General features: G+C 63.7%; 26 protein-coding genes and 2 tRNA genes. 23 read left to right on the plus strand and 5 right to left on the minus strand.

What is annotated here, in order from left to right:
- The 18 genes from rplX to ACYVKR_RS05680 all read left to right on the plus strand — a co-directional run bounded on the left by rplX (position 1) and on the right by ACYVKR_RS05680 (position 8,849).
- Positions 1–321 carry a 50S ribosomal protein L24 gene (rplX, locus tag ACYVKR_RS05595; protein WP_460479814.1) on the plus strand — a complete coding sequence of 107 codons (321 nt, stop codon included), beginning with the start codon at positions 1–3 and terminating at the stop codon, positions 319–321.
- Positions 322–331: 10 nt separating this feature from the next.
- Positions 332–871, plus strand: coding sequence for a large ribosomal subunit protein uL5 (rplE, locus tag ACYVKR_RS05600; protein ID WP_460479815.1), 540 nt, complete (start codon positions 332–334; stop codon positions 869–871).
- Positions 872–879: 8 nt separating this feature from the next.
- Complete coding sequence (rpsN, locus tag ACYVKR_RS05605) at positions 880–1,185, plus strand: uS14 family ribosomal protein (RefSeq protein ID WP_460479816.1); 306 nt, start codon at positions 880–882, stop codon at positions 1,183–1,185.
- Positions 1,186–1,203: 18 nt separating this feature from the next.
- A complete protein-coding gene (gene rpsH / locus ACYVKR_RS05610; protein ID WP_460479817.1) occupies positions 1,204–1,599 on the plus strand; it encodes a 30S ribosomal protein S8 in 396 nt (131 codons plus the stop codon).
- Between the two features lie 27 nt (positions 1,600–1,626).
- Complete coding sequence (gene rplF, locus ACYVKR_RS05615) at positions 1,627–2,160, plus strand: 50S ribosomal protein L6 (RefSeq protein WP_460479818.1); 534 nt, start codon at positions 1,627–1,629, stop codon at positions 2,158–2,160.
- A gap of 11 nt (positions 2,161–2,171) precedes the next feature.
- Positions 2,172–2,537, plus strand: a complete 366-nt coding sequence (gene rplR / locus ACYVKR_RS05620) for a 50S ribosomal protein L18 (protein ID WP_460479819.1) — start codon at positions 2,172–2,174, stop codon at positions 2,535–2,537.
- Between the two features lie 15 nt (positions 2,538–2,552).
- Entirely contained in the window at positions 2,553–3,071 is a 519-nt protein-coding gene (gene rpsE, locus ACYVKR_RS05625) for a 30S ribosomal protein S5 (protein WP_460479820.1), read from the plus strand.
- Positions 3,072–3,086: 15 nt separating this feature from the next.
- Positions 3,087–3,269, plus strand: coding sequence for an uL30 family ribosomal protein (gene rpmD / locus ACYVKR_RS05630; RefSeq protein WP_460479821.1), 183 nt, complete (start codon positions 3,087–3,089; stop codon positions 3,267–3,269).
- A gap of 11 nt (positions 3,270–3,280) precedes the next feature.
- Positions 3,281–3,712, plus strand: coding sequence for a large ribosomal subunit protein uL15 (rplO, locus tag ACYVKR_RS05635; RefSeq protein WP_460479822.1), 432 nt, complete (start codon positions 3,281–3,283; stop codon positions 3,710–3,712).
- Positions 3,713–3,734: 22 nt separating this feature from the next.
- Positions 3,735–5,054, plus strand: coding sequence for a preprotein translocase subunit SecY (gene secY / locus ACYVKR_RS05640; RefSeq protein ID WP_460479823.1), 1,320 nt, complete (start codon positions 3,735–3,737; stop codon positions 5,052–5,054).
- A 108-nt stretch (positions 5,055–5,162) separates the two neighbouring features.
- On the plus strand, positions 5,163–5,276 hold the full coding sequence (gene rpmJ / locus ACYVKR_RS05645) for a 50S ribosomal protein L36 (protein WP_460479824.1): 114 nt from the start codon (positions 5,163–5,165) through the stop codon (positions 5,274–5,276).
- A 22-nt stretch (positions 5,277–5,298) separates the two neighbouring features.
- The gene (gene rpsM / locus ACYVKR_RS05650; RefSeq protein WP_460479825.1) at positions 5,299–5,664 is read left to right on the plus strand and encodes a 30S ribosomal protein S13; all 366 of its coding nucleotides are present in this window, start codon (positions 5,299–5,301) and stop codon (positions 5,662–5,664) included.
- A 13-nt stretch (positions 5,665–5,677) separates the two neighbouring features.
- Positions 5,678–6,082 (plus strand): 30S ribosomal protein S11, encoded by a 405-nt coding sequence (gene rpsK / locus ACYVKR_RS05655; protein ID WP_460479826.1) that lies wholly within the window; start codon positions 5,678–5,680, stop codon positions 6,080–6,082.
- Positions 6,083–6,168: 86 nt separating this feature from the next.
- The gene (rpsD, locus tag ACYVKR_RS05660) at positions 6,169–6,792 is read left to right on the plus strand and encodes a 30S ribosomal protein S4 (RefSeq protein ID WP_460479827.1); all 624 of its coding nucleotides are present in this window, start codon (positions 6,169–6,171) and stop codon (positions 6,790–6,792) included.
- A 117-nt stretch (positions 6,793–6,909) separates the two neighbouring features.
- Positions 6,910–7,902, plus strand: coding sequence for a DNA-directed RNA polymerase subunit alpha (locus tag ACYVKR_RS05665; protein ID WP_460479828.1), 993 nt, complete (start codon positions 6,910–6,912; stop codon positions 7,900–7,902).
- A gap of 96 nt (positions 7,903–7,998) precedes the next feature.
- Positions 7,999–8,388: a bL17 family ribosomal protein gene (rplQ, locus tag ACYVKR_RS05670; RefSeq protein ID WP_460479829.1), complete on the plus strand. Its 390-nt coding sequence runs from the start codon at positions 7,999–8,001 to the stop codon at positions 8,386–8,388.
- Positions 8,389–8,508: 120 nt separating this feature from the next.
- A tRNA-Met gene (locus ACYVKR_RS05675) sits at positions 8,509–8,585 on the plus strand.
- 187 nt (positions 8,586–8,772) lie between these two features.
- Positions 8,773–8,849: transfer RNA gene (locus ACYVKR_RS05680), tRNA-Met, on the plus strand.
- Between the two features lie 51 nt (positions 8,850–8,900).
- Here ACYVKR_RS05680 and ACYVKR_RS05685 read toward each other — a convergent pair.
- The 4 genes from ACYVKR_RS05685 to ACYVKR_RS05700 all read right to left on the minus strand — a co-directional run bounded on the left by ACYVKR_RS05685 (position 8,901) and on the right by ACYVKR_RS05700 (position 13,146).
- Complete coding sequence (locus ACYVKR_RS05685; protein WP_460479830.1) at positions 8,901–10,151, minus strand: FIST signal transduction protein; 1,251 nt, start codon at positions 10,149–10,151, stop codon at positions 8,901–8,903.
- A 47-nt stretch (positions 10,152–10,198) separates the two neighbouring features.
- Positions 10,199–11,023, minus strand: coding sequence for a PhaM family polyhydroxyalkanoate granule multifunctional regulatory protein (locus tag ACYVKR_RS05690; RefSeq protein WP_460479831.1), 825 nt, complete (start codon positions 11,021–11,023; stop codon positions 10,199–10,201).
- A gap of 96 nt (positions 11,024–11,119) precedes the next feature.
- Positions 11,120–12,841, minus strand: coding sequence for a cation acetate symporter (locus ACYVKR_RS05695; RefSeq protein ID WP_460479832.1), 1,722 nt, complete (start codon positions 12,839–12,841; stop codon positions 11,120–11,122).
- Positions 12,838–13,146, minus strand: coding sequence for a DUF485 domain-containing protein (locus ACYVKR_RS05700; RefSeq protein WP_460479833.1), 309 nt, complete (start codon positions 13,144–13,146; stop codon positions 12,838–12,840). The genes ACYVKR_RS05695 and ACYVKR_RS05700 overlap by 4 nt, the downstream gene beginning before the upstream one ends.
- A 274-nt stretch (positions 13,147–13,420) precedes the next feature.
- Here ACYVKR_RS05700 and ACYVKR_RS05705 point away from each other — a divergent pair, with 274 nt between their 5' ends.
- The 5 genes from ACYVKR_RS05705 (at position 13,421) to pssA (ending at position 24,113) form a co-directional block, all read left to right on the plus strand.
- Positions 13,421–15,079, plus strand: a complete 1,659-nt coding sequence (locus ACYVKR_RS05705) for an MFS transporter (RefSeq protein ID WP_460479834.1) — start codon at positions 13,421–13,423, stop codon at positions 15,077–15,079.
- 213 nt (positions 15,080–15,292) lie between these two features.
- A complete protein-coding gene (locus ACYVKR_RS05710) occupies positions 15,293–16,303 on the plus strand; it encodes a porin (protein WP_460479835.1) in 1,011 nt (336 codons plus the stop codon).
- A 265-nt stretch (positions 16,304–16,568) separates the two neighbouring features.
- Positions 16,569–22,499: an excinuclease ABC subunit UvrA gene (gene uvrA / locus ACYVKR_RS05715; protein ID WP_460479836.1), complete on the plus strand. Its 5,931-nt coding sequence runs from the start codon at positions 16,569–16,571 to the stop codon at positions 22,497–22,499.
- Positions 22,500–22,655: 156 nt separating this feature from the next.
- On the plus strand, positions 22,656–23,420 hold the full coding sequence (locus ACYVKR_RS05720) for a hypothetical protein (protein WP_460479837.1): 765 nt from the start codon (positions 22,656–22,658) through the stop codon (positions 23,418–23,420).
- Positions 23,421–23,492: 72 nt separating this feature from the next.
- Positions 23,493–24,113 carry a CDP-alcohol phosphatidyltransferase family protein gene (gene pssA / locus ACYVKR_RS05725; protein ID WP_460479838.1) on the plus strand — a complete coding sequence of 207 codons (621 nt, stop codon included), beginning with the start codon at positions 23,493–23,495 and terminating at the stop codon, positions 24,111–24,113.
- 6 nt (positions 24,114–24,119) lie between these two features.
- On the opposite strand, the gene ACYVKR_RS05730 is transcribed toward pssA, so the two are convergent.
- Positions 24,120–24,836: a hemerythrin domain-containing protein gene (locus ACYVKR_RS05730; protein ID WP_460479839.1), complete on the minus strand. Its 717-nt coding sequence runs from the start codon at positions 24,834–24,836 to the stop codon at positions 24,120–24,122.
- Positions 24,837–25,062: the final 226 nt, after the last annotated feature.

Genomic DNA, 25,062 nt, shown 5'->3' on the forward strand with positions numbered 1-25,062 from the left:
ATGAACAAGATTCGCAAAGGCGACGAAGTGATCGTGCTGACCGGGCGCGACAAGGGCAAGCGCGGCGTGGTGACGCTGCGTTCCGACGACTCCCACGTGGTGATCGAAGGCATCAACCTCGTGAAGAAGCACGTCAAGCCGAACCCCATGAAGGGCACCACCGGCGGCATCGTGGAGAAGGCCATGCCCATCCACCAGTCCAACGTGGCAATTTTCAACGCGGCAACCGGCAAGGCTGATCGCGTGGGCATCAAGGTCCAGGCCGACGGCACGCGCGTTCGCGTGTTCAAGTCCAATGGCGCCGAAGTCAAGGCGGCCTAAGGAGTAAGACATGGCACGACTGCAAAAACAATACCGTGAGCAAATCGCTCCCGAACTGATGAAGAAGTTCGGCTACACCTCTCCGATGCAAGTTCCGCGTCTGAGCAAGATCACCCTGAACATGGGTGTGAGCGAAGCCGTGGCCGACAAGAAGGTGATGGACAACGCCGTGGCTGACCTGACCAAGATCGCTGGTCAGAAGCCCGTGGTGACCAAGGCCAAGAAGGCTATCGCCGGTTTCAAGATCCGCGAAGGCCAGGCCATCGGCTGCATGGTGACCCTGCGTGGCGTCCAGATGTATGAATTCCTGGACCGCTTCGTGACCGTTGCTCTGCCCCGCGTGCGCGACTTCCGTGGTATCTCCGGCCGCTCGTTCGACGGCCGTGGCAACTACAACGTCGGCGTGAAAGAGCAGATCATTTTCCCTGAGATTGAGTACGACAAGGTCGATGCACTGCGTGGTCTCAACATCAGCATTACGACGACTGCAAAGACTGACGACGAGTGCAAGGCACTCCTGCAGGCTTTCCGCTTCCCGTTCAAGAACTGAGGTGATGCATGGCTAAAGTAGCATTGATCCAGCGCGAACTGAAGCGCGAAAAGCTGGCAGCCAAGTTCGCTGCCAAGTACGCAGAGCTGAAGACGGCCTCCAAGGACGCCAAGCTGAGCGAAGAAGAGCGCGACGCTGCACGCCAGGCGCTGCAGCAACTGCCTCGCAACGCGAACCCCACCCGTCAGCGCAACCGTTGCGAAATCACGGGCCGTCCCCGTGGCACCTTCCGTCAATTCGGTCTGGGCCGCGCCAAGATCCGTGAGCTGGCTTTCAACGGCGACATCCCCGGTGTCACCAAAGCCAGCTGGTAAGCAGTCAGGAGATTAAACATGAGCATGAGTGATCCTATCGCTGACTTGCTGACCCGCATTCGCAATGCACAAATGGTGTCCAAGGCCACCGTGTCGGTGCCGTCTTCCAAGGTGAAGGTTGCCATCGCCAAGGTGCTGCAGGACGAGGGTTACATCGACGGCTTCGAAGTGAAGACCGAAGATGGCAAGTCTGAACTCGCAATTACCTTGAAGTACTACGCTGGCCGTCCGGTGATCGAGCGCATCGAGCGCGTGAGCCGCCCCGGTCTGCGTGTCTACAAGGGCCGCGATGCCATCCCCCAGGTCATGAACGGCCTGGGCGTTGCCATCGTCACCACCCCCAAGGGCGTGATGACGGATCGCAAGGCGCGCGCTGCCGGTGTCGGCGGCGAAGTGCTTTGCTACGTGGCTTAACCGTGGCATTGAAGGAGAAATACTGAAATGTCCCGAGTTGCAAAAATGCCTGTGAGCATCCCCCAAGGTGTGGATGTCTCCATCAAGGAAGACCAGATCAGCGTCAAGGGCTCCGGCGGTACGCTGAGCCTGACGCCCAACGCTCTGGTCAAGGTGGCCAGCGCCGACGGCAAGCTGTCGTTCGAACCCGTGAATGACTCCCGCGAAGCCAATGCCATGAGCGGCACCATGCGTCAGCTGGTGAACAACATGGTGGTGGGCGTGAGCAAGGGCTTCGAGAAGAAGCTGTCGCTGGTGGGCGTGGGCTACAAGGCCGCCGCTGCTGGCAGCAAGCTGAACCTGAACGTGGGTTACTCGCATCCCGTGAACTTCGAGATGCCTGCTGGCATCGCCGTGGCATGCCCGACCCCGACCGAAATCGTGATCAAGGGTGCTGATCGCCAACGTGTGGGCCAAATGGCCGCCGAGATCCGCGCCGTCCGTCCTCCCGAGCCTTACAAGGGCAAGGGCATCCGTTATTCGGATGAGAAGGTCGTGATCAAAGAGACCAAGAAGAAGTAAGGAGCTGCATGATGTTCAACAAGAAAGAGCAGCGTCTTCGTCGTTCCCTGCAGACCCGTTACCGCATTGCCGAGCAAGGCGTGGCGCGTCTGACCGTGAACCGTACGAACCTCCATATCTACGCTACCGTGATTTCCGGCGACGGAACCAAGGTGCTGGCCTCTGCTTCCACGCTGGAAGCCGAAGTGCGCAGCAGCCTGGGCGCCGCAGGCAAGGGTGGCAACGCCGCCGCAGCCCAGATCATTGGCAAGCGCATCGCCGAGAAGGCGAAAGCTGCTGGTGTCGAGAAGGTTGCATTCGATCGCGCAGGCTTTGCATACCACGGCCGCGTCAAGGCCCTGGCAGACGCAGCCCGCGAAGCCGGTCTGCAGTTCTAAGCGGAGTAGATAGAAATGGCAAAGTTTACCCCCAAGGTGCAAGACGAAGGTCGTGACGACGGTCTGCGCGAAAAGATGATCGCGGTCAACCGCGTGACCAAGGTCGTGAAGGGTGGTCGTATTCTCGGCTTCGCTGCACTGACCGTGGTCGGCGACGGTGATGGCCGCGTGGGCATGGGCAAGGGCAAATCCAAGGAAGTGCCGGCTGCTGTGCAGAAGGCCATGGAAGAAGCCCGCCGCAACATGATCAAGGTGTCGCTGAAGAATGGTTCCATCCACCACAAGGTGATGGGCCACCACGGCGCCGCCAACGTGATGCTGGCTCCTGCTCCCAAGGGTACCGGCATCATCGCCGGTGGCCCGATGCGCGCAGTTTTCGAAGTGCTGGGTATCACCGACATCGTGGCCAAGAGCCATGGTTCGTCCAACCCCTACAACATGGTTCGCGCCACTTTCGACGCTTTGAACAACTCCACGACCCCTTCGGAAGTGGCAGCAAAGCGTGGCAAGTCGGTTGAAGACCTGTTCGCCTGATAGGAAGTCTTCACTATGACGACGCAACAAACTGTCAAGGTCCAACTGGTGCGTAGCCCGATTGGCACCAAGGAAGACCACCGCGCCACGGTGCGCGGTCTGGGTCTGCGCAAGCTCAATAGCGTGAGCGAACTGAAGGACACCCCTGAAGTGCGCGGCATGATCAACAAGATCAGTTATCTGGTCAAGGTGCTCTGAAAGGATTGATGATGGAACTCAATAGCATCAAGCCTGCAGCAGGTGCCAAGCACGCCAAGCGCCGCGTGGGCCGTGGTATCGGCTCCGGCCTGGGCAAGACCGCTGGTCGTGGCCACAAGGGTCAGAAATCGCGTTCGGGTGGCTACCACAAGGTGGGCTTCGAAGGCGGTCAAATGCCTCTGCAGCGCCGTCTGCCCAAGCGCGGCTTCAAGTCGGCTTCGTTGAAGTTCAACGCCGAAGTGACGCTGGCAGCGCTGGAGAACCTCGGCCTGGCCGAAGTCGACCTGGCTGTGCTGAAGCAGGCTGGCCTGGTGGGTCAGCTGGCCAAGGTGGTCAAGGTGATCAAGAGCGGTTCGCTGAGCAAGGCTGTCAAGCTGAACGGCATCGGCGCTACCGCCGGCGCCAAGGCTGTGATCGAAGCTGCTGGCGGCAGCATCGCCTAACCCATTCTGAAAGAAGACATCAGTGGCTACGAGCAACGCAACGATTGCAAAGACCGGCAAGTACGGCGATCTGCGCAAGCGGCTGGTTTTCCTGCTGCTGGCGTTGGTGGTGTACCGCATCGGGGCTCATATCCCGGTGCCGGGCATCGACCCGACCCAGTTGCAGCAGCTCTTCAATAGCCAACAAGGTGGGATTCTCAACCTGTTCAACATGTTCTCGGGCGGGGCGCTGTCGCGCTTCACCGTGTTCGCACTGGGGATCATGCCGTACATCTCGGCATCGATCATCATGCAGCTGATGACCTACGTGGTCCCCAGCTTTGAACAGATGAAGAAGGAAGGTGAAGCAGGTCGTCGCAAGATCACCCAGTACACCCGTTACGGTGCACTGGCGCTGGCGCTCTTCCAGTCGCTCGGCATTGCCGTGGCGCTGGAAGGTACGGCGGGTCTGGTGCTGAATCCGGGTTTCGGGTTCCGCATGACCTCGGTGGTCAGCCTGACGGCAGGTACGATGTTCCTGATGTGGCTGGGTGAGCAGATCACCGAGCGCGGTCTGGGCAACGGTATCTCGATCCTGATCTTTGCGGGTATCGCCGCAGGCTTGCCGAGTTCGATCGGTGGGCTGCTGGAACTGGTGCGCACGGGTGCGATGAGCATCCTGGCCGCGATCTTCATCGTGCTCGTGGTGGCAGGCGTGACGTACTTCGTCGTGTTTGTCGAACGCGGGCAACGCAAGATCCTGGTGAACTATGCGCGCCGCCAGGTGGGCAACAAGGTGTATGGTGGCCAGTCTTCGCACTTGCCGCTGAAGCTGAACATGGCCGGGGTCATTCCTCCCATCTTCGCTTCGTCCATCATCCTGCTGCCGGCCACCGTGGTGAACTGGTTCAGCGCTGGCGAATCGATGCGCTGGCTGAAGGACATCGCAGGTACGCTGACCCCCGGTCAGCCGATCTATGTGATGCTCTATGCAGCCGCGATCATCTTCTTCTGCTTCTTCTACACTGCCTTGGTCTTCAACAGTCGCGAGACTGCAGACAACCTGAAGAAGAGTGGTGCGTTTATTCCCGGTATCCGACCAGGGGATCAGACTGCACGGTATATTGACAAGATTTTGGTTCGTTTGACACTTGCAGGTGCTGTCTACATCACCTTCGTGTGTCTGCTGCCAGAGTTCTTGATCCTGAAGTACAACGTTCCGTTCTATTTCGGTGGCACTTCCTTGTTGATCATTGTGGTGGTGACCATGGACTTCATGGCCCAGGTCCAGAACTACATGATGTCTCAGCAATACGAGTCGCTTCTGAAGAAGGCGAACTTCAAAGCCTCGCCCAAGGTTTGAGGCGAGCAGCTGAGATCAATAGGAAAGTGTGCCCTCCAGCCAATTCGGGGCCTTTGACAAGGAAGACCGCCGGCAGGCTGGAGCGGATGGAAGTTTTAGGAGAATGACATGAGAGTTTCGGCTTCGGTAAAGAAAATTTGCCGCAACTGCAAGATCATCCGCCGCAAAGGTATCGTGCGCGTGATCTGCACCGACCAGCGCCATAAGCAGCGCCAAGGTTGATTGAAAGTATTAGAGGACTAATATGGCACGTATTGCTGGTATTAACATCCCGCCGCACAAGCATGCTGAAATCGGCCTGACCGCCATCTTTGGCATCGGTCGTACGACGGCACGCAAGATCTGCGACGCTTGCGGCATCGAATATTCCAAGAAGATCAAGGATCTGACGGACGGCGATCTGGAAAAGATCCGCGACCAGTTGGCTCCGCTGACGCTGGAAGGCGATCTTCGTCGTGAAACCACGATGAACATCAAGCGCCTGATGGACATCGGCTGCTACCGTGGCTTCCGCCATCGCCGTGGCCTGCCCATGCGCGGTCAGCGCACCCGCACCAATGCCCGTACCCGCAAAGGTCCGCGCAAGGGCGCAGCGGCACTGAAGAAATAAGGATTAGATCGCTATGGCAAAGTCTCCTGCAAGCAACGCAGCTTCGCGCGTTCGCAAGAAGGTCCGCAAGAATATTTCGGACGGTATCGCGCACGTTCACGCTTCGTTCAACAACACCATCATCACGATCACCGATCGCCAGGGCAACTCCCTGTCGTGGGCATCCTCCGGTGGCCAGGGCTTCAAGGGTTCGCGCAAGTCGACGCCTTTTGCTGCCCAGGTGGCTTCCGAAGTGGCCGGCCGTGCCGCGATGGAACAAGGCATCAAGAACCTGGACGTCGAGATCAAGGGCCCCGGCCCGGGTCGCGAGTCCTCGGTGCGCGCTCTGGGCGCACTGGGTATCCGCATCACTTCCATCTCGGACGTGACGCCGGTCCCGCACAACGGCTGCCGCCCTCAAAAGCGTCGTCGTATCTAATTTATCCATAAGCCCACCGCCGCCTGCGCTTTTACTGCGCCGGCGGCTCCCGCAATGATTGCGGCAGATGACACAAGGAAGATCAAGTGGCACGTTATATCGGCCCCAAGGCCAAACTCTCCCGCCGTGAAGGCACCGACCTGTTCCTGAAGAGCGCTCGCCGCTCGATCGCCGACAAGGCCAAGTTCGACACCAAGCCCGGCCAGCACGGCCGTACCTCCGGCTCGCGCACGTCCGACTACGGTCTGCAGCTGCGTGAAAAGCAGAAGGTCAAGCGCATGTACGGCGTGCTGGAAAAGCAGTTCCGCCGCTACTTCGAAGAGGCTGACCGTCGCAAGGGCAACACCGGCGCGAACCTGCTGTCGCTGCTGGAAAGCCGCCTGGACAACGTGGTGTACCGCATGGGCTTCGGTTCGACCCGTGCCGAGGCGCGCCAGCTGGTGTCCCACAAGGCCATCACGGTGAACGGCCAGTCCGTGAACATTCCTTCCTACATGGTCAAGGAAGGTGACGTGGTTGCCGTGCGCGAGAAATCCAAGAAGCAGGCCCGCATCGTCGAAGCGCTGCAACTGGCACAACAGGTCGGCATGCCGGCGTGGGTGGAAGTGAGTGCGGACAAGGCTGAAGGCACTTTCAAGAAGTCGCCTGACCGCGACGAGTTCGGTTCCGACATCAACGAATCGCTGATCGTCGAACTGTATTCTCGTTAATTGCCCTGTCGTCTCGACTGCAGAGGTACCTGTTCCAGAACCGCGAGGCATCGCGGTTCTGGCGCTTCACCAGCCTTACCGGTGTAACGAGCCGGGGGTATTGAGAGGAAGTTTTGCATGCAAACCAATTTGCTGAAGCCCAAGACCATCAACGTAGAACAGCTCGGCCACAATCGCGCCAAGGTGGAGCTCGAGCCCTTTGAACGTGGATACGGCCATACGCTGGGCAATGCGCTGCGCCGCGTGCTGCTGTCGTCCATGGTGGGCTATGCAGCGACGGAAGTCACCATTGCAGGCGTTTTGCATGAGTACTCGTCGATCGACGGCGTGCAGGAGGATGTGGTCAACATCCTGCTGAACCTCAAGGGTGTGGTGTTCAAGCTCCACAACCGCGATGAGGTGACGCTCTCGCTGCGCAAAGATGGCGAAGGCGTGGTGACGGCAGCTGATATCCAGACGCCCCACGACGTGGAAATCATCAATCCCGAGCATGTGATTGCCCATCTGTCGCAAGGCGGCAAGCTGGACATGCAGATCAAGGTCGAAAAGGGCCGTGGCTATGTGCCGGGTAATGTGCGCCACTATGGCGACGAGTCGACCAAGTCGATCGGCCGCATCGTTCTGGACGCCTCTTTCTCGCCGGTCAAGCGCGTGAGCTACACCGTGGAAAGCGCCCGTGTGGAACAGCGCACGGACCTGGACAAGCTGGTGCTCGAGATCGAAACCAACGGTGCGATCGCTGCTGAAGATGCAGTCCGCTCGTCGGCCAAGATCCTGGTGGAGCAACTGGCGGTGTTCGCGCAGCTGGAAGGCGGCGCGCTCGACGTGTTCGACCAGCCGGGCAGCAACCGCAGCAACGCCACCTTCGATCCGATCCTGCTGCGTCCGGTGGACGAGCTCGAACTGACGGTGCGTTCCGCGAACTGCCTGAAGGCCGAGAACATCTACTACATCGGCGATTTGATCCAGCGTACCGAGAACGAGCTGCTCAAGACCCCGAACCTGGGTCGCAAGTCGCTCAACGAGATCAAGGAAGTGCTGGCCTCGCGCGGCCTGACCTTGGGCATGAAGCTCGAGAACTGGCCGCCGGCTGGCCTGGAAAAGCGTTAAACGCTACAATCTTCGGTTCCGCAATTTTGCGGACCAGTGCATTGGGCAGTACCTGATACGGCTGCCCGATTTAATTAAAGTGAAGGAAAAAGCACCATGCGTCACGGAAATGGACTCCGTAAACTGAACCGTACCAGCGCTCACCGCAAGGCGATGCTGCAGAATATGATGAACTCGCTCATCGAGCACGAGGCCATCAAGACCACGGTTCCCAAGGCCAAGGAACTGCGCCGCGTGATCGAGCCCATGATCACCCTGGCCAAGACCGACTCGGTGGCTAACCGCCGCCTGGCATTCAACCGCCTGCGCAACCGCGACAACGTGACCAAGCTGTTCAATGTGCTGGGTCCCCGTTCGGCCAACCGCCCCGGCGGCTACACCCGCATCCTGAAGATGGGCTTCCGCGTGGGCGACAACGCTCCGATGGCCTACGTCGAGCTGGTGGACCGTGCCGAGGAAACTTCGGCTGAAGCTGCAGCCGAGTAAGCACCTGCCTTGAGCATGTTCGAAAGCCCACTTCGGTGGGCTTTCGGCTTTTTGCGGCCTTTCTTTTATAAAGTGGGATGACTTTTCATATGGAGGTCATCCTTGGCGTATAATCCGTATCGCGCGATGGAGCAGTCTGGTAGCTCGTTGGGCTCATAACCCAAAGGTCGGAGGTTCAAATCCTTCTCGCGCAACCAAGATGATGAAAGCCTGCTGTCTCAGCAGGCTTTTTGCATTGGGGGAAGAGAAACGGTCTTTTTGCTCGTTGAGCGGTGCTACCGGAAAAATGCGTTCTTGCTGTCTGCTGTACACGCGCGGAATCTTTTTTGTGCCAGCCTCTGCCCAGAGGCGGTTCCTAGGGTTTTTCCGAGTTATACTCTTTATCGCGCGATGGAGCAGTCTGGTAGCTCGTTGGGCTCATAACCCAAAGGTCGGAGGTTCAAATCCTTCTCGCGCAACCAAGATGACAAAAGCCTGCTGTTTCAGCAGGCTTTTTTTATGGCTGTCTCGGCTCAGCGCGGCTGCAGGAAGGCCAGCAAGACCCCGCTGTAGCGGTGCAGGTGGCGATCTGCGATCTGTCCATTGCTGAAGAACCCGATCAGCGGGATATCGCCGAGCGTCTGGTGCAGGAGTTCCAATTCTGCATGTTCGCCACCGAAGTAGGGGCCGCCCCGGCCGATGCAGCTGACGTAGATGGCTCCGGCGATATAGCGGCGAGGATCCCTGCCTGTACCTGTCCCGAAGGCCTCTGCCATGAAGGAGGGCGCGGAAAGCTCTTCGCGAACTTCAGTACCCATCCGCACGAGGTCGCTTTTGGCCGTGGCGAGGCTGCGTTGGCAGAAACTGAGCCACTGGCCTACGGCAACAGCTTCCGGCAACACGATGCCGCGCCGGCTGATATCCAGCCCCAGCAGTGGCCGCATGCGGGCCGAGGCCAGGAGGCCTCCCTGCAGCCTCGCAGGCGCTAGCGCATGGGCCTCATCCTCCAGCCCGACGAGAAAATGCGGCATTTTCCTAACGGCATCTTCCGGGTGCTGCGCAATGCTTACCTGCAGCACCTGTTCCAGTACGTCCAGCGCAGGCCGGCCATCCAGCTCCAGCACAACGTTTTCTTCGGCCGCGGAGACACGCATGCGTGCGGTGACTGCATCACAGCCATGGGCGAGGCGGATCACTGCCTGCGCTTCGCTGTGGAAGGCGATACCTGACAGGCCGCCGGTGAAAACCCCGCTGTGCCCCGGGGCCAGTGCCTTGCTCCAGGCGATCTGCACCGGTGCGACGATGCCTGAGCTCACCCCTCCTGTCAGGGTCTGGCGACGCGTGCGCTCGGACAGTTCTTCGAGCAGGTTGTCCAGTTCGGGCAGGGCGCCATCGGCATGCACCAGCGCAGTTTCTGCCTGAAAGCCAGCGATGCCGGGGAGGGTGGGGATGGGCGCGATGCCGGAAAAGATCCGGTAGGCATCGGCGGGCAAGTCCAGCAGCATGACGCTCAGTGCCGCATCGCCCATGTACTCCGCGTGCGAGCCCATGACCCCGACGCTGACCGATCCTGCCCAGTCCGTGACCTGGGGAAACTCATCCTGCAGCGCTTCCAGGATAGCCTCGGCATCACGGGCATAGTGATCGCTGAAATACAGCAACCCCAGATTGGCTGTGCGCGCATAGTTGGCGGTGGCCATGCGTGCCCGGACCTGCGCGACCACCAGCGCGACGGCAATCCGCCAGGCGGGATGAGTGGCATGTCCGTAGGGGAAGAGCTTCACGCCGGTGGTCCTTCAGGATCTGGCCGCGAGCTGTCGGTGGCACGCCGTCAGCGCGAGCGAGGTTTCGGGGGCGAACTTTTGCTTTTGGCGGCTGCAGCCGTACTGCGCTTCGGGGCTCCGGCTGCAGGAGATGTCGCGGCCTTTTTCGCGCTGGAGGCTGCAGCCTTGCGGGCCGGGGTGGCGGGCGCATTGGCAGCCATGCCGGCCTGGGCCTGCTTGGCTGCCTGCATGACGCCGGCTGCGGATTCTGCTGCAGCCTGGTTGGAGGCTGCTGCCTGCGCCATGGTGCGCTGGGTCACATCCTGGATGGCTTGGCTGGCGATCTGCTGGAACTGCTGGGTCAGTGCGCCCCACCACTGCATGGCATCCACCGTGGACGCTGTGCCCGTATCCGCAGCCGGCGCAGGGGCCGGCGTGCTGGCAGCCTGTGGTGCCTCTGCGGGTGCGGCTGCCTCGGCCGGCGCTTGGGCGGCAGCGGCTGCGAATGCTGCGCTATAGGGGTTGGCGGTCTTTTCCGCGGCGGGCGCCGCCTCCGACGAAGATGCCAGATTGCGCCAGCTCTGCACCATCGATGCCGCCATGTTCTCCATGGGCACGTTCATGGTCTGCAGCGTGGCCAGGGTCATCTTCTGCACTTCCAGGGCCTGGATGGTGGCCGCGAGAGCCCGCTGGTTCTGCTCCAGCCAGAACTGGATGGTCTTGAGTTCGCTGATCCGCTTGTCCAGCTCCTGCACATTCATCGTGGGGGCGACCCAGTCCGCCCATTGCGGAAACTGGCTGCTGGCCAGGCGTTCCTTGCCTTCCGTCAACTGCTTGAGAAAATCGAATCCCGGTGCAAAGGGATTGAAGCCGCTTGCCATGTCCTGCATCATGTGTCGTCTCCAGAGTGGGGCTCAGCCAGCTTACCTTAAAAGCAGACCATAAAAAAACCGGGCGAGCCCGGTTTTTTCGATGGAGAGAACGGGTGTTCAGTGCCCGGATGCGCCAGCAGCGCCCAGCCCGGTTTCGGAGCGCACCTGTTGCGCAGCAAAGGCATCGCGTTCCTTGTCGGCCTGTCCGCTCCTGTCCAGCACCGAGAACAGCCACACGCCGACGAAGCCGATGGTCATCGAGAACAGCGCCGGCGAGGTATACGGGAACCAGGCCGAGCCCTTGGGATAGCCCAGGGTGGCTTCCCAGACCGAGGGCGAGACGATGGTCAGGGCCACCGACGAGATCAGCCCCAGGAAGCCACCGATCACCGCGCCCCGGGTGGTGCAGCCCTTCCACAGCACCGACAGCAGCAGCACTGGGAAGTTGGCCGAGGCCGCCACGGCAAAGGCCAACGACACCATAAAGGCGATGTTCTGCTTCTCGAACACGATGCCCAGCAGCACGGCGATGATGCCCAGCGCCAGCGTGGTGATGCGCGACACGCGCAGTTCCGAGGCGCTGTCAGCATTGCCATGCTTGAACACCGTGGCATACAGGTCGTGCGACACGGCCGAGGCTCCGGACAGCGTCAGGCCAGCGACCACCGCGAGGATGGTGGCGAAGGCCACGGCCGAGATGAAGCCGTAGAACACGTCGCCGCCCACGCTCTTGGCCACCAGCACGGCCGCCATGTTGGCCGTGCCGGCACCGCCCTTGATCACGCCCTTGGCCGTATCGGCCAGCTCGGGATTGGTCAGCACCATGGTGATGGCGCCGAAGCCGATGATGAAGATCACGATGTAGAAGTAGCCGATCCAGGTGGTGGCCCAGAACACGCTCTTGCGCGCTTCCTTGGCATCGGGCACGGTGAAGAAGCGCATCAGGATGTGGGGCAGGCCCAGCGTGCCGAACATCAACGCCATGCCGAAGCTGATGGCCGATATCGGGTCCTTGATGAAGCCGCCGGGCCCCATGATGGACAGGCCGAGTTTGGCCGCTATATCGGGTGCCGCGCCCCCGTTGGAGGCGATCTCGGTCTTGACGCGCACACCGTCGGCGAACAGCTTTTCCAGGCTGAAGCCATAGTGCGACATGATCATGAAGGCCATGAAGGTGACGCCTGCCAGCAGCAGGCAGGCCTTGATGATCTGCACCCAGGTCGTGGCCGTCATGCCACCGAACAACACGTAGATCATCATCAGCGCGCCCACCAGCACCACGGCGATCCAGTAGTCCAGGCCGAACAGCAGCTTGATCAGTTGGCCGGCACCCACCATCTGCGCGATCAGGTAGAAGGCCACCACCACCAGCGTGCCACTGGCCGCGAAGGCGCGGAACGGCCCTTGTGCGAAGCGGTAGCCCGCCACGTCGGCGAAGGTGAACTTGCCCAGGTTGCGCAGCCGCTCTGCCAGCAGGAAGGTTAGGATGGGCCAGCCCACCAGGAAGCCGATCGAGTAGATCAGCCCGTCGTAGCCGCTGGCCATCACCGAGGCCGAGATGCCCAGGAAGGACGCGGCCGACATGTAGTCGCCCGCAATCGCCAGGCCGTTCTGGAAGCCGGTGATGCCACCGCCGGCAGTGTAGAAATCTGCGGCCGACTTGGTGCGGCCCGCAGCCCACTTGGTGATCCACAGTGTGCCGGCCACGAAGGCGACGAACAGGATGATGGCGGTCCAGTTGGTGGCCTGCTTGGCGGTCTCGCCGACATCGCCGCCGGCGGCATGGGCTGCGCCTGCAAACGCCAGCGCAGCGAAAAGGGACAGGGTACGGGTGTTCATTGGCCGACGTCCTTCAGGATTTGCTGGGTCATGGCATCGAACTCGGTATTCGCGCGGCGCACGTAGATGCCGGTGATGATGACGGTGAAGACGATGACGCCCAGGGCGATCGGAATGCCCAGCGTGGTCACGCCGGTGCCCAGGGGCTTGGCGAGGAACTCCTTGTCAAAGGCGATGAGCCCGATGTAGCCGTAGTAGACGATCAGCATCAGGATGGTCAGCGTCCAGCCGAAGGCATTGCGCTTGCGCTTGAGCTCCTGGTACCGCGGGTTGGCTTGGATTTTGGCAACGACGGGGTCGTTCATGTCTGTCTCCAATAGAAGGGCCGGATGGATCACAGCAGTCTCGATGCTGCTTGCGCCGGATTCTGGAAACCGCAACTGACGAACTGCTTACGCATCCCCGGTTCCCGCGCCTGGGGCGGCGGATCTGCGGGTAACTCCGGATCAGAATGTTGTGGTCGTAACTGAATGTGAGAACTATTTGTAAGAGTTCAGTCAGGAATCGTTTCGATAGTGTGTTGCGGGCGAGGCCGGTGGGTGTCGTCCGCCATTCCAATCAAAAGATCAGGAGACATTTATGGCAACCAGTGCGCCAGCGCGGCCCATGACGCCGGAAGAACGCAAGGTGATCTTTGCGTCATCGCTCGGAACCGTTTTCGAGTGGTACGACTTCTATCTGTACGGTTCGCTGGCGGCCATCATCGCCAAGCAGTTCTTCTCGGGGCTGGACCCGACATCCGCCTTCATCTTCGCGCTGCTGGCGTTTGCCGCGGGCTTCATCGTGCGTCCGTTCGGCGCGCTGGTGTTCGGGCGCCTCGGGGACATGATCGGGCGCAAATACACCTTCCTGGTCACCATCCTGCTGATGGGCGCGTCGACCTTCATCGTCGGCATCCTGCCCAACTACGCCAGCATCGGCGTGACGGCACCGATCATCCTGATCGTGCTGCGCATGCTGCAGGGCCTGGCGCTGGGCGGCGAGTATGGCGGTGCTGCCACCTACGTGGCCGAGCATGCGCCGCATGGCAAGCGCGGCGCCTACACTTCGTGGATCCAGACCACGGCCACGATGGGCCTGTTCCTGTCGCTGCTGGTCATCCTGGGCACACGCACGCTGATGGGTGAGCCCGCCTTCAATGACTGGGGCTGGCGCATTCCGTTCCTGGTGTCCATTCTGCTGCTGGGCGTGTCGGTGTGGATCCGCCTGTCGCTGTCCGAATCGCCCGCGTTCCAGCGCATGAAGGCCGAGGGCAAGACCTCCAAGGCACCGCTGAAAGAGTCCTTCGGACAGTGGAAGAACCTGAAGATCGTGATCCTGGCGCTGCTGGGCCTCACGGCCGGTCAGGCTGTGGTCTGGTACACCGGCCAGTTCTATGCCCTGTTCTTCCTGACGCAGCAGCTCAAGGTCGACGCCGTCACCGCCAACCTGATGATCGCCGTGGCCCTGCTGATCGGCACGCCCTTCTTCGTGGTGTTCGGCTCGCTGTCCGACAAGATCGGCCGCAAGCCCATCATCATGGCCGGCTGCCTGCTGGCGGTGCTCACCTACTTCCCGGCATTCAAGATGCTGGCGGCCGCCGCCAACCCCGATCTGACCGCCGCGCAGGCGCGCAGCCAGGTGGTGGTCGTGGCCGATCCCGCGGAGTGCTCGTTCCAGTTCAACCCGACCGGCACCTCCAAGTTCAGCAGCTCCTGCGACATCGCCAAGCAACTGCTGTCTGCCAGTTCGGTCAGCTACGAGAACGAGGTGGCGCCTGCCGGTACCCCGGCCGCGGTGAAGATCGGCAGCGAGGTCATCCCCAGCTACAGCGCCAAGGGACTGGCCGCCGACGAGGCCAAGGCCAAGGATGCTGCCTTCAAGAAGGCCGTGAGCGAGACGCTGGCCCGGGATGGCTATCCCACCAAGGCCGATCCGGCCAAGATGAACAAGGTGATGACGGTTGCGCTGCTGACCTACCTGGTGATCCTCGTCACCATGGTCTATGGCCCGATCGCCGCGATGCTGGTGGAAATGTTCCCGACCCGCATCCGCTACACCTCGATGAGCCTGCCGTACCACATCGGCAATGGCTGGTTCGGCGGCCTGCTGCCCACCACCTCGTTCGCGATCGTGGCGCAGACCGGCAACATGTACAACGGCCTGTGGTATCCGATCATCATCGCCGGCATCACCTTCGTGCTGGGCGTGCTGTTCATCCGCGAGACCAAGGACGTGGATATCTACGCAGCGGATTGAGGCCCTGCAACTGTGCGCCGCGGGGCCTGGGGTAAACCATAGGCTGTAGCGGCGGCGCGTCACACTGTCAGCCAAATCCGTCGAAATCGTCGGAGTTGGCTGACAACCCACCTAGAATTTCATCCATGTGCAAAACGATGTGAACGCCTGTAACCCGGGCGATTCAGTCCACGCGTCGTTTGCCAAACCCATTGACCATTTGGAAGGATTGTTATGCGTTTGAACCGTTTGATGATTGCCGTGCTGGCTGTGGCCGGCACCTCGGCCGCCCTGGCCCAGAGCAGCGTGCAAGTGTATGGCCGTGTGAACACCACGGTGGAGCGCCAGAAGGTTGGCGACGACACGGTGACCGGCCTGTTCAACAACTCTTCCCGTATCGGCTTCCGTGGCACGGAAGACCTGGGTGGCGGCCTGAAGGCTGGCTTCATCCTGGAATCCGGCTTCAACTCCGACACCGGCTCTGGCACCGGCTCCACCCCGGGCCTGACCTTCAAGCGCCAGAGCGAACTGAACCTGTCCGGCAACTTCGGTATGGTGCGCCTGGGCAACTGGTTCCCCGAGTCGTACTTCGCCACGGCCGACTACGTGAGCATGCACAACCATGACACGGGTTCGTCCTCCGACGCGCTGTACATCGACCCGAACTGGATGGGCGCTGGCACCCCCACGCAAGGCGGCCCTGGCGGCACCGGCACCGGCAACAAGATTGCCTACCGTACGCCTAGCTTCAGCGGCTTCACCGCCGAAGGCGCGATCTCGATGCACGAGAAGGCTGCCGGCACGAACAGCAAGAACGGCTACGACCTGGCCGCCAACTACAACACCGGCCCGGTCCACCTGGGTGCTGGCTACAGCAAGTGGGACAAGAACTGGCAGGCATCGCTGCGGGCGCTGTACACCTTCGGCCAGTTCACCGTCGGCGGCTACTACCAGCGCAACGACGACGACCTGCTGGGCTCGCGCAACAACTTCCGCGTGTCGGGCATGTACGCCCTGGGCGCATCGGAATTCCACGTCAACGTGGGCCGTGCCGGCAAGTGGAGCGACCTCGACAGCTCCGCCGCCATGCAGTGGACGCTGGGCTACAACTACAACCTGAGCAAGCGCACCAAGGTGTATGGCTACTACACCAAGGTCGACAACAAGGCGAACGCTGCCTACGGCACCGGCAAGGCTGGCGTGGACTTCAGCTCGTTCGCTGTGGGTGTCCGCCACAACTTCTAAGGTTTGATTCCCTCCCTCGCCCGTTGAGTTCCGGGCAAGGTTGACAGGCGCTCGCCCGCATCTCCCCGGAGATGCGGGTTTTTTTATTTCTGAATCAAAAATGCCTCTCAGGCTTATGGGATAAGCGCAAGCAGCTATCAATTTCAATAAAAATCTGTTTTTATGTACAGTGGTTTGCAGGGTCATTCCTTGCGCTGGAAGGTGCGGCTGGGCAACTACCTAGAATGGTCTGCCTTTGCTTCGCATCCTTCTACGGAATGACGGTATGACCCAGGGACAGATTCGCATCCGCGGCGCGCGCCAGCACAACCTGAAGAACATCGACCTCGACATCCGCACCGGCGAGCTGACGGTGGTCACCGGCCCCAGCGGCTCGGGCAAGTCCAGCCTGGTGTTCGACACGCTGTACGCCGAGGGCCAGCGCCGCTATGTGGAGACCTTCAGCGCCTATGCGCGCCAGTTCCTCGACCGCATGGACAAGCCGGCCGTGGACAAGGTCGAGGGCGTGCCGCCAGCCATTGCCATCGACCAGACCAACCCGGTGCGCAGCTCGCGCTCCACCGTGGGCACGATGACCGAGCTGAACGACCACCTGAAGCTGCTGGTCGCGCGCGCCGGCCATTTGTTCGACCGCGAGACCGCGCTGCCGGTGCAGCACGACACGCCGGAAAGCATCTATGCGAAGCTGGTGCAGCGCGCAGAAAAGGACGATCCTCGCCTGGTGGTGACCTTCCCGGTGGAGCTGCCCGCCAACACCAGCGCCGACGAGGTCGCGCAGTGGCTGTCGGCCAGCGGCTTCACCCGCATCCAGGCCGAGCGCGAGGTCGATGCGCCGGCGCGCGCGGCGGCCGAGCCGGCCAAGGCCGGCACCAAGGCCAAGAAGCCCAAGGCCGACGAGGCTCCCGCGCGCATCAAGCTGCTGGACGTGGTGGCCGACCGCTTCCGCATGGCCAAGGCCGAGAAGGCGCGCGTGATCGAGGCCATCGAGGTCGCGCTCAAGCGCGGCAGCGGCCACATGACGGTCTACCGCATGGCCGAGGAAGAGGGCGGCGAGCCCGAGCTGTGGAAGTTCTCCTCGGGCCTGCACTGCCCCGAAAGCCAGCTGCGCTACCGCGAGCCGATTCCGTCGATGTTCTCGTTCAACTCGGCCGTCGGTGCCTGCGAGGCCTGCCGCGGCTTCGGACGCGTGATCGGCGTGGACTGGAACCTCGTCATCCCCAACGACAAGCTCACGCTGCGCACCGGCGTGATCAAGCCCGTGCAGACCCCGGCGTGGAAGGAGATCCAGGACGACCTGATGCGCCATGCCGAAGCCTTCGGCATACCGCGCGACACGGCCTGGGCCAAGCTCACCGAGGCGCAGAAGCACTGGGTCATCAACGGCCAGGACGACTACCGCGATGGCAACTGGAGCCGCCAGTGGTATGGCATCCGGCGCTTCTTCGAGTACCTGGAAACCAAGTCCTACAAGATGCACATCCGCGTGCTGTTGTCCAAGTACCGCAGCTACACGCCGTGCCCGGTGTGCGCTGGCGCGCGGCTCAAGACCGAGAGCCTGCTGTGGCGCGTAGGCAGCAAGGAAGACGCCGATGCCGCGCTGGCGCCGGAAAAGCGCTTCCTGCCCCAGGGCACGGCCTGGACGCGCGCGCAGCTCGAGGCCTTGCCCGGCCTGTGCCTGCACGACCTGATGCTCCTGCCCATCGAGCGGCTGAGGCTGTTCTTCGAACGCATGGATATCCGCCGCAGCAACGACGGCGACGCCCAAGCGCTGAAGCTGCTGCACGAGGAGATCAGCAACCGTCTCAAGTACCTGTGCGACGTGGGCATCGGCTACCTCACGCTCGACCGGCAGAGCCGCACGCTCAGCGGCGGCGAGGTGCAGCGCATCAACCTGACGACGGCGCTGGGCACCTCGCTGGTCAACACGCTGTTCGTGCTGGACGAGCCTTCGATCGGCCTGCACCCGCGCGACATGGACCGCATCACCGTGGCGATGAAGCGCCTGCGCGACGCGGGCAACACCCTGGTGGTGGTCGAGCACGACCCGGCCGTCATGTTTGCGGCCGACCGCATGATCGACATGGGCCCCGGCCCCGGCGAGAAGGGCGGCCAGATCGTGTTCGACGGCCCCACGGCCGCGCTGCGCCGCGCCGACACGCTGACCGGCGCCTACCTGGGCAGGCGCAAGCAGGTGGGCATGGGCGCCAAGCGCATGGTCACCGAGGCCACGCCGCGCCTGATCCTCGAGGGCGCCAGCGAGCACAACCTGCGCGACCTGGATGTGGACTTTCCGCTGCAGCGGCTGGTGGTGGTCACCGGCGTCAGCGGCTCGGGCAAGTCCACGCTGATCCAGGACGTGCTGGCGCCCGCGCTGATGCGGCATTTCGGCAAGCCCACCGAGGCCGCCGGCGCGCACCGCCGCCTGCTGGGCGCCGACCACCTGAGCGATGTGGTGTTCGTCGACCAGTCGCCCATTGGCAAGACGGCGCGCTCCAACCCGGTGAGCTATGTGGGCGCGTGGGACGCGATCCGCGAGCTGTTCGCCACCGCGCCGCTGTCGGCGCAGCGCAGCTATACCGCGGCCAAGTTCAGCTTCAACAGCGGCGACGGGCGCTGCCCCACCTGCGGCGGTTCGGGCTTCGAGCATGTGGAGATGCAGTTCCTCTCCGACGTGTACCTGCGCTGCCCCGACTGCGACGGCCAGCGCTACCGCCCCGAGATCCTGGAGGTGAAGATCGAGCGCGGCGGCCGCCATCTGAACGTGGCCGATGTGCTGGCGCTGACGGTGAGCGAGGCCGCGCAGTGCTTCGCCCATGACCGCGACGTGATCCGCGCGCTGCAGCCTATCGTCGACGTGGGGCTGGAGTACGTGAAGCTCGGCCAGCCCGTGCCCACGCTCAGCGGCGGCGAGGCGCAGCGCCTCAAGCTCGCGGGCTACCTGGCCGAGGCCGCCAAGAGCCAGGCCAAGTCGCGCCAGTCGCTGGCGCGCAAGGGCATGCTCTTTTTGTTCGACGAGCCCACCACCGGCCTGCACTTCGACGACATCGCCAAGCTCATGCGCGCGCTGCGCAAGCTGCTGGAGGCCGGGCATTCGCTGATCGTCATCGAGCACAACCTCGACGTGGTCCGCGCCAGCGACTGGCTGATCGACCTCGGCCCCGACGCGGGCGACCACGGCGGCGAGATCGTGGCCCAGGGCACGCCCGAGGAGGTGCGCAAGAGCGGCCAGTCGCACACCGCGCAGGCGCTGCGCGACTACGAACTGGCCATGTGCGGCGATCTCGGCGACGAGCCGCCGCACGCGGTGCACGAGGCCGAGGCGCTCTACCGGGTGGAGCACAGCGTGCCCGACACCTCGGCGCCGGCGGCCAAGAACGCCATCGAGATCGTCAACGCCAAGGAGCACAACCTCAAGTCGCTGAGCGTGGATGTGCCGCGCGGCAAGTTCAACGTGGTGACCGGCGTGTCGGGCTCGGGCAAGTCCACGCTGGCCTTCGACATCCTGTTCAACGAAGGCCAGCGCCGCTACCTCGAATCGCTCAACGCCTATGCGCGCTCCATCGTGCAGCCCGCGGGCCGGCCCGAGGTGGACGCGGTCTACGGCATCCCGCCCACCGTGGCCATCGAGCAGCGCCTGTCGCGCGGCGGGCGCAAATCCACCGTGGGCACGACCACCGAGGTCTGGCATTTCCTGCGCCTGCTCTACGTCAAGCTCGGCGTGCAGCACTGCATCCACGACGAGGCCGCCGTGCAGCCGCAGACGCCGGACAGCATCGCCGCGCAGCTGCTCACGCAGTACCGCGGCCGGCTCATCGGCCTGATGGCGCCGCTGGTGGTGGCGCGCAAGGGCGTGTACACCGAGCTGGCCGACTGGGCCCGCCCGCGCGGCTATACGCACCTGCGCGTGGACGGCGCCTTTCTGCCGACCACGGGCTTCCCGCGGCTCGACCGCTTCAAGGAGCACACCATCGAGCTGCCGGTGGCCAGCCTGGTCATCGAGCCGGGCAACGAGGCGCTGCTGCGCGACAAGCTGGCCACGGCACTCGAGCTGGGCAAGGGCGTGCTGCACGTGCTGTCGGGCATCGATGCGCTGGAGGGCGCGATGCAGGCCGGCGACGACACCGCCGGCATCGGCCGGGTGGAGGTGTTCTCCACCAAGCGCGCCTGCCCGGTCTGCGCCACCAGCTATGCCGAGCTGGACCCGCGCTTGTTCTCGTACAACAGCAAGCACGGCTGGTGCCCCGACTGCGTGGGCACCGGCGTCAAGCTCACCAAGGAGCAGCGCAAGGCCTTCGACGATTCGGTGATGGCGCAGGACAACCGCGGCCGCGAGCAGAGTTTCGAGGAACCCGATGCCGAAGACGTGGGCGAGACCGCCTGCCCCAGCTGCAAGGGCACGCGGCTGAACCCGGTGGCGCGCGCGGTGCGCTTCCACGGCATGTCCATCACCGACATCGCGCAGCTCTCGGTCAGCGACGTGCGGCGCTGGGCCGAGGGGCTGCAGCTCTCCGGCCGCGAATCCGACATCGCCCGCGACCTGCTGCCCGAGATCGTCGGCCGCCTGGCCTTCCTCGAAGAGGTGGGACTGTCGTACCTGACGCTGGACCGCGGCGCGCCGTCGCTCAGCGGCGGCGAGGCGCAGCGCATCCGCCTCGCGGCGCAGCTCGGCAGCAACCTGCAGGGCGTGTGCTACGTGCTCGACGAGCCCACCATCGGCCTGCATGCGCGCGACAACCACATCCTGCTCAACGCGCTGCACAAGCTGGGCGACAAGGGCAACACGCTGGTGGTGGTGGAGCACGACGAGGACACCATCCGCCGCGCCGACCACATCATCGACATCGGCCCCAGCGCCGGCAAGCGCGGCGGCCAGCTGGTGGCCGAAGGCTCGGCGGCCGACATCATGGCCGCGGCCGATTCGCAGACCGGCCGCTACCTGCTGCACGCCATGCGCCATCCGTTCCAGCCGCGCCGCTGGGTGGGTGAGGGCGTGCCGCCCGCTGCAGCCGATGCTATGGTTTCAGAAGCTGCTGCCGCTGATCCAGCAAGCAATGCAGATAAGAAACCAGCCAAAACCGGCAAGAAGAAAGCGCTGAAAGCTACTGAAAATGTAGCGATCGAAACCGCTCCCGCGCTGCCCTGGCTCACGGTGCGCGGCGCCCACCTGCACAACCTGCAGAACGTGGACCTGCGCATGCCGCTGCAGCGCCTGGTGGCCGTCACCGGCGTCAGCGGCTCGGGCAAGTCCACGCTGGCGCGCGACGTGCTGCTGGCCAACGTGGCGGCCTGGGTGGGCCAGCGCGCCACCAAGGCCGGGCGCGACGCGATGGACGCCGGCAAGGCGCCGGCCCTGGTCGGCTGCAAGGGCCTGCAGGGCTTCGAGACCGTGGACCGCGTGCTTGAGGTCGACCAGACCCCCATCGGCAAGACGCCGCGCTCCTGCCCGGCCACCTACATCGGCTTCTGGGACACCATCCGCAAGCTCTTCGCCGAGACACTGGAGGCCAAGGCGCGTGGCTACGCGGCCGGACGCTTCTCGTTCAACACCGGCGAAGGCCGCTGCCCGGCCTGCGAGGGCCAGGGCATGCGCACCATCGAGATGGCCTTCCTGCCCGATGTGAAGGTGCCCTGCGAGGTCTGCCACGGCGCGCGCTTCAACCCCGAGACCCTGGCCGTCACCTGGCGCGGCAAGAGCATCGGCGACGTGCTGCAGATGGAGGTGGACGAGGCGGTGGACTTCTTCGCCAGCATGCCCAGCATCGCGCACCCGCTGCAACTGCTCAAGGACGTGGGCCTGGGCTACCTCACGCTGGGCCAGCCCTCGCCCACGCTCAGCGGCGGCGAGGCGCAGCGCATCAAGCTCGTCACCGAGCTGACCAAGGTGCGCGACGATGTGACCCGGCGCGGCAACAAGGCGCCGCACACGCTGTATGTGCTCGACGAGCCCACCGTGGGCCTGCACATGGCCGACGTGGACAAGCTCATCCGCGTGCTGCACCGCCTGGTGGATGGCGGCCACAGCGTGGCGGTGATCGAGCACGACCTCGACGTGATCGCCGAGGCCGACTGGATCATCGACCTCGGCCCCGAGGGCGGATCGGGCGGCGGCCGCATCGTGGCCGCCGGCACGCCCGAGGAGCTGGTGCGCATCGGCACGCACACCGGCAAGGCGCTGGCGCCGGTGCTGCAGCGCTGACCGCCGGCCCTGCTGCGCTCCGCCCGCAAGGCGAGCGCGGCAGCGGCCTGGCCGCCATCAGGGTGCCTCCGTATGGTGAAGTTTTGTTGCTCTGTGTTACGTTTGAAATATGTTTGTAAATACACGTGTCTGTGATACGGAACCAAGGAGTGCTTCATGCTGAAACGGATGCTGGTGGTCGGGTGTTTGCTGTTGTCGGGCTGGGCGCAGGCCTTCGTGCCCCAGTCGGGAACCTGGGTCGTGACGAGCGAGCTCAACGGCGCGCCCGGGCGGGGCCTGGCCATCGACCTGCAGGGCGATGTGCTGGTGATGCAGATGTACGCCTACGAGCAGAGCGGCCAGCCGACCTTCTACATGGCGTCCGGCCCCATGACGGACAACCAGGTCACCATGGCGCTGGGCCGGTACTCGGGCGGCCGCTTCCTGGGCAGCGGGCCCCGCAGCGGCGTGGAGGACGGCAGCCCCGGCAATGTGTCGCTGCGCTTCACCAGCGGGGTCACCGGCTTCATCACGCTGCCGGGCGAGGGCGAGGTGGCCATCAAGCGGTATGAATTCGGCGTGGCGCGGACCCCTGCGGCGCTGATGGGCCTGTGGCTCTATGTGGCGGCGGACTCCGACGACGACACCGGCGACCTGGTCAGGCTCAGCCAGAACGTGGGCACGACCGCCGGCGGCACGGGCCTGGCCGCCGATCCGTCCAAGCAGCTCGGCTGCGAGTACCGGCTGGTGGACGACGGGCCCTACAACCTGTACTGCGGCGTGGTGTCGGGATCGGGCGTAGCCTGGATCGCGAAGATCAAGGTGGTCGGCAACGAAGGGGAGGGCATCACCCTCGACCCGGCCACCGGCCGCAAGGATGGCGTGGTCTACGTGCGCAAGCTGCGCGATGCGCGGGGGCGCTACCTCGGCCTGTTCGAGTGAGGCCCCGGCCGGCGCCCGCGGGCGCCGGCCATCGTTGCGGGAAGGCGGGTGCCGCCGTTCCATAATGCACGCATGACTTCCTCCCCCAAACGCTTCTCGATGATCCGCGAGTTCCACCTCGCGGACTGGTTCACGCTGGGCAATGCCGTCTGCGGCGTGGGTGCGCTGTTCTCGATCATCACCTACATCGAGCGCGCGGACGTGCACCATGTGTACTTCGCCTGTGCGCTGGTGCTGGCGGCGCTGGTGTTCGACATCCTCGACGGCCGCGTCGCGCGCTGGCGCCAGAAAAGCTCGGCCATGGGGCGCGAGCTGGATTCGCTGGCCGACGTGATCTCGTTCGGCGTGGCCCCCGCGCTGATCGCCTACGGCTGCGGCATGCAGGGGCTGTACGACCGCATCGTGCTGGCCTACTTCGTGGCCTGCGGCGTGTCGCGGCTGGCGCGTTTCAACATCACCGCCGAGTCCCTGTCGGGCGGCACCGGCAAGGTGAAGTATTTCGAGGGCACGCCCATCCCCACGTCGATCGTGCTGGTCGGCCTGATGGCGCTGGCCGCCTCCATGGGCGCGCTGCGCGACCAGCTGTGGCTGGGCAGCGTGGTGATCGGCGGCTTCACGCTGCACCCGCTGGTGCTGCTGTTCGCACTGTCGGGCTCGCTGATGATCAGCCGCATCCGCATTCCCAAGCTCTGAGCCGCTTCAGGCCACGATCCAGGCCGGCGCCTTCGCCGGTGCCAGCGCGCTGCCGAGCTTGGCCCAGTCGCGCTGGCTGAGGTGCGGCTGCACCGTGTCGAGCACCGCGGCCACCACGGGCGCCGGGGCCGCGGCCTGCATGCCGCCCAGCAGCGCGGCGCGCTCGACGGGCGCCATCGCCGGAATCATCCAGCGCAGGTACATCAGGTTCTCCGCCGGCGGCATCGAGGCCACGATGCGCCCTTCCAGCGCCTGCAGCTCGTCGTCGCTGTAGCAGGCCCACAGCACCTGGTTGTGCTCGGTTTCCTCGACATGCATGTGCACGAAGTTCTCGGCCACGAACAGCGCGAGCTTGCGGTACAGCGCCAGCGCCGCCTGCTCCTGCATCGGGCCGCGGCAGGCCGCGCACAGCTCGGACACCGCGTCGCGCAGCTCGGCGATGGCGGCCAGGTGCTCGGCATGCTCGGTGGCGATATGGCCGGCCGAGCCGGGCCGGCGCGCCTCCATCGCGGCGTGGACGAAGTCGTTCTCATGCGCCAGGTGGCCGGCGCAGGCGTCGCCCAGCTCCAGCACGCGCTCGCACACGGCATGCAGCTCGGCGGTGTCGTGCACATCGACGCGGCCCATGGCGTGCAGCGTGTCCATCATCATGGCGCGCATGGCCTTGTGGATGCCGGCGTAGATGTCCAGGCGCGCAGCGGTGGCGGGGGATTGGTTTTGCATGGTGGGGCTTTCTGCGAAAAATGAGGAAGTGGCAAGGAACCGTCAGGGGCTGCGGCCGCATTCTGGAAGCGGGCGCCGGGGCCCGCCATTCCCCCAAGGGATACGGCCGGCGCCGGCTGCGGTGACGGGTTGTTGCCAGTCTAGAAATACCGCCGCGAGGGCCTTGCTAAGAGTTGGCTAAGCGTTTGCTAAAAACTTGCTAAACGGCCCGGAGCGGTGCCTGCGC

Source organism: Comamonas humi (genome assembly GCF_054782535.1).

Excerpts from the sequence above, each read along its gene's own strand:
- rpsK (WP_460479826.1), top strand. The coding sequence starts at position 5,678 with ATGGCAAAGTCTCCTGCAAGCAACGCAGCTTCGCGCGTTCGCAAGAAG.
- rplQ (WP_460479829.1), top strand. The coding sequence starts at position 7,999 with ATGCGTCACGGAAATGGACTCCGTAAACTGAACCGTACCAGCGCTCAC.
- ACYVKR_RS05665 (WP_460479828.1), top strand. The coding sequence starts at position 6,910 with ATGCAAACCAATTTGCTGAAGCCCAAGACCATCAACGTAGAACAGCTC.
- pssA (WP_460479838.1), top strand. The coding sequence starts at position 23,493 with ATGACTTCCTCCCCCAAACGCTTCTCGATGATCCGCGAGTTCCACCTC.
- rpsM (WP_460479825.1), top strand. The coding sequence starts at position 5,299 with ATGGCACGTATTGCTGGTATTAACATCCCGCCGCACAAGCATGCTGAA.
- ACYVKR_RS05710 (WP_460479835.1), top strand. The coding sequence starts at position 15,293 with ATGCGTTTGAACCGTTTGATGATTGCCGTGCTGGCTGTGGCCGGCACC.
- rpsH (WP_460479817.1), top strand. The coding sequence starts at position 1,204 with ATGAGCATGAGTGATCCTATCGCTGACTTGCTGACCCGCATTCGCAAT.
- ACYVKR_RS05695 (WP_460479832.1), bottom strand. The coding sequence starts at position 12,841 with ATGAACACCCGTACCCTGTCCCTTTTCGCTGCGCTGGCGTTTGCAGGC.
- rpsN (WP_460479816.1), top strand. The coding sequence starts at position 880 with ATGGCTAAAGTAGCATTGATCCAGCGCGAACTGAAGCGCGAAAAGCTG.
- ACYVKR_RS05705 (WP_460479834.1), top strand. The coding sequence starts at position 13,421 with ATGGCAACCAGTGCGCCAGCGCGGCCCATGACGCCGGAAGAACGCAAG.
- ACYVKR_RS05690 (WP_460479831.1), bottom strand. The coding sequence starts at position 11,023 with ATGATGCAGGACATGGCAAGCGGCTTCAATCCCTTTGCACCGGGATTC.
- uvrA (WP_460479836.1), top strand. The coding sequence starts at position 16,569 with ATGACCCAGGGACAGATTCGCATCCGCGGCGCGCGCCAGCACAACCTG.
- rpsE (WP_460479820.1), top strand. The coding sequence starts at position 2,553 with ATGGCAAAGTTTACCCCCAAGGTGCAAGACGAAGGTCGTGACGACGGT.
- rplF (WP_460479818.1), top strand. The coding sequence starts at position 1,627 with ATGTCCCGAGTTGCAAAAATGCCTGTGAGCATCCCCCAAGGTGTGGAT.
- ACYVKR_RS05720 (WP_460479837.1), top strand. The coding sequence starts at position 22,656 with ATGCTGAAACGGATGCTGGTGGTCGGGTGTTTGCTGTTGTCGGGCTGG.
- rplE (WP_460479815.1), top strand. The coding sequence starts at position 332 with ATGGCACGACTGCAAAAACAATACCGTGAGCAAATCGCTCCCGAACTG.
- rpmD (WP_460479821.1), top strand. The coding sequence starts at position 3,087 with ATGACGACGCAACAAACTGTCAAGGTCCAACTGGTGCGTAGCCCGATT.
- rplR (WP_460479819.1), top strand. The coding sequence starts at position 2,172 with ATGTTCAACAAGAAAGAGCAGCGTCTTCGTCGTTCCCTGCAGACCCGT.
- ACYVKR_RS05700 (WP_460479833.1), bottom strand. The coding sequence starts at position 13,146 with ATGAACGACCCCGTCGTTGCCAAAATCCAAGCCAACCCGCGGTACCAG.
- rpmJ (WP_460479824.1), top strand. The coding sequence starts at position 5,163 with ATGAGAGTTTCGGCTTCGGTAAAGAAAATTTGCCGCAACTGCAAGATC.
- ACYVKR_RS05730 (WP_460479839.1), bottom strand. The coding sequence starts at position 24,836 with ATGCAAAACCAATCCCCCGCCACCGCTGCGCGCCTGGACATCTACGCC.
- rplO (WP_460479822.1), top strand. The coding sequence starts at position 3,281 with ATGGAACTCAATAGCATCAAGCCTGCAGCAGGTGCCAAGCACGCCAAG.
- rplX (WP_460479814.1), top strand. The coding sequence starts at position 1 with ATGAACAAGATTCGCAAAGGCGACGAAGTGATCGTGCTGACCGGGCGC.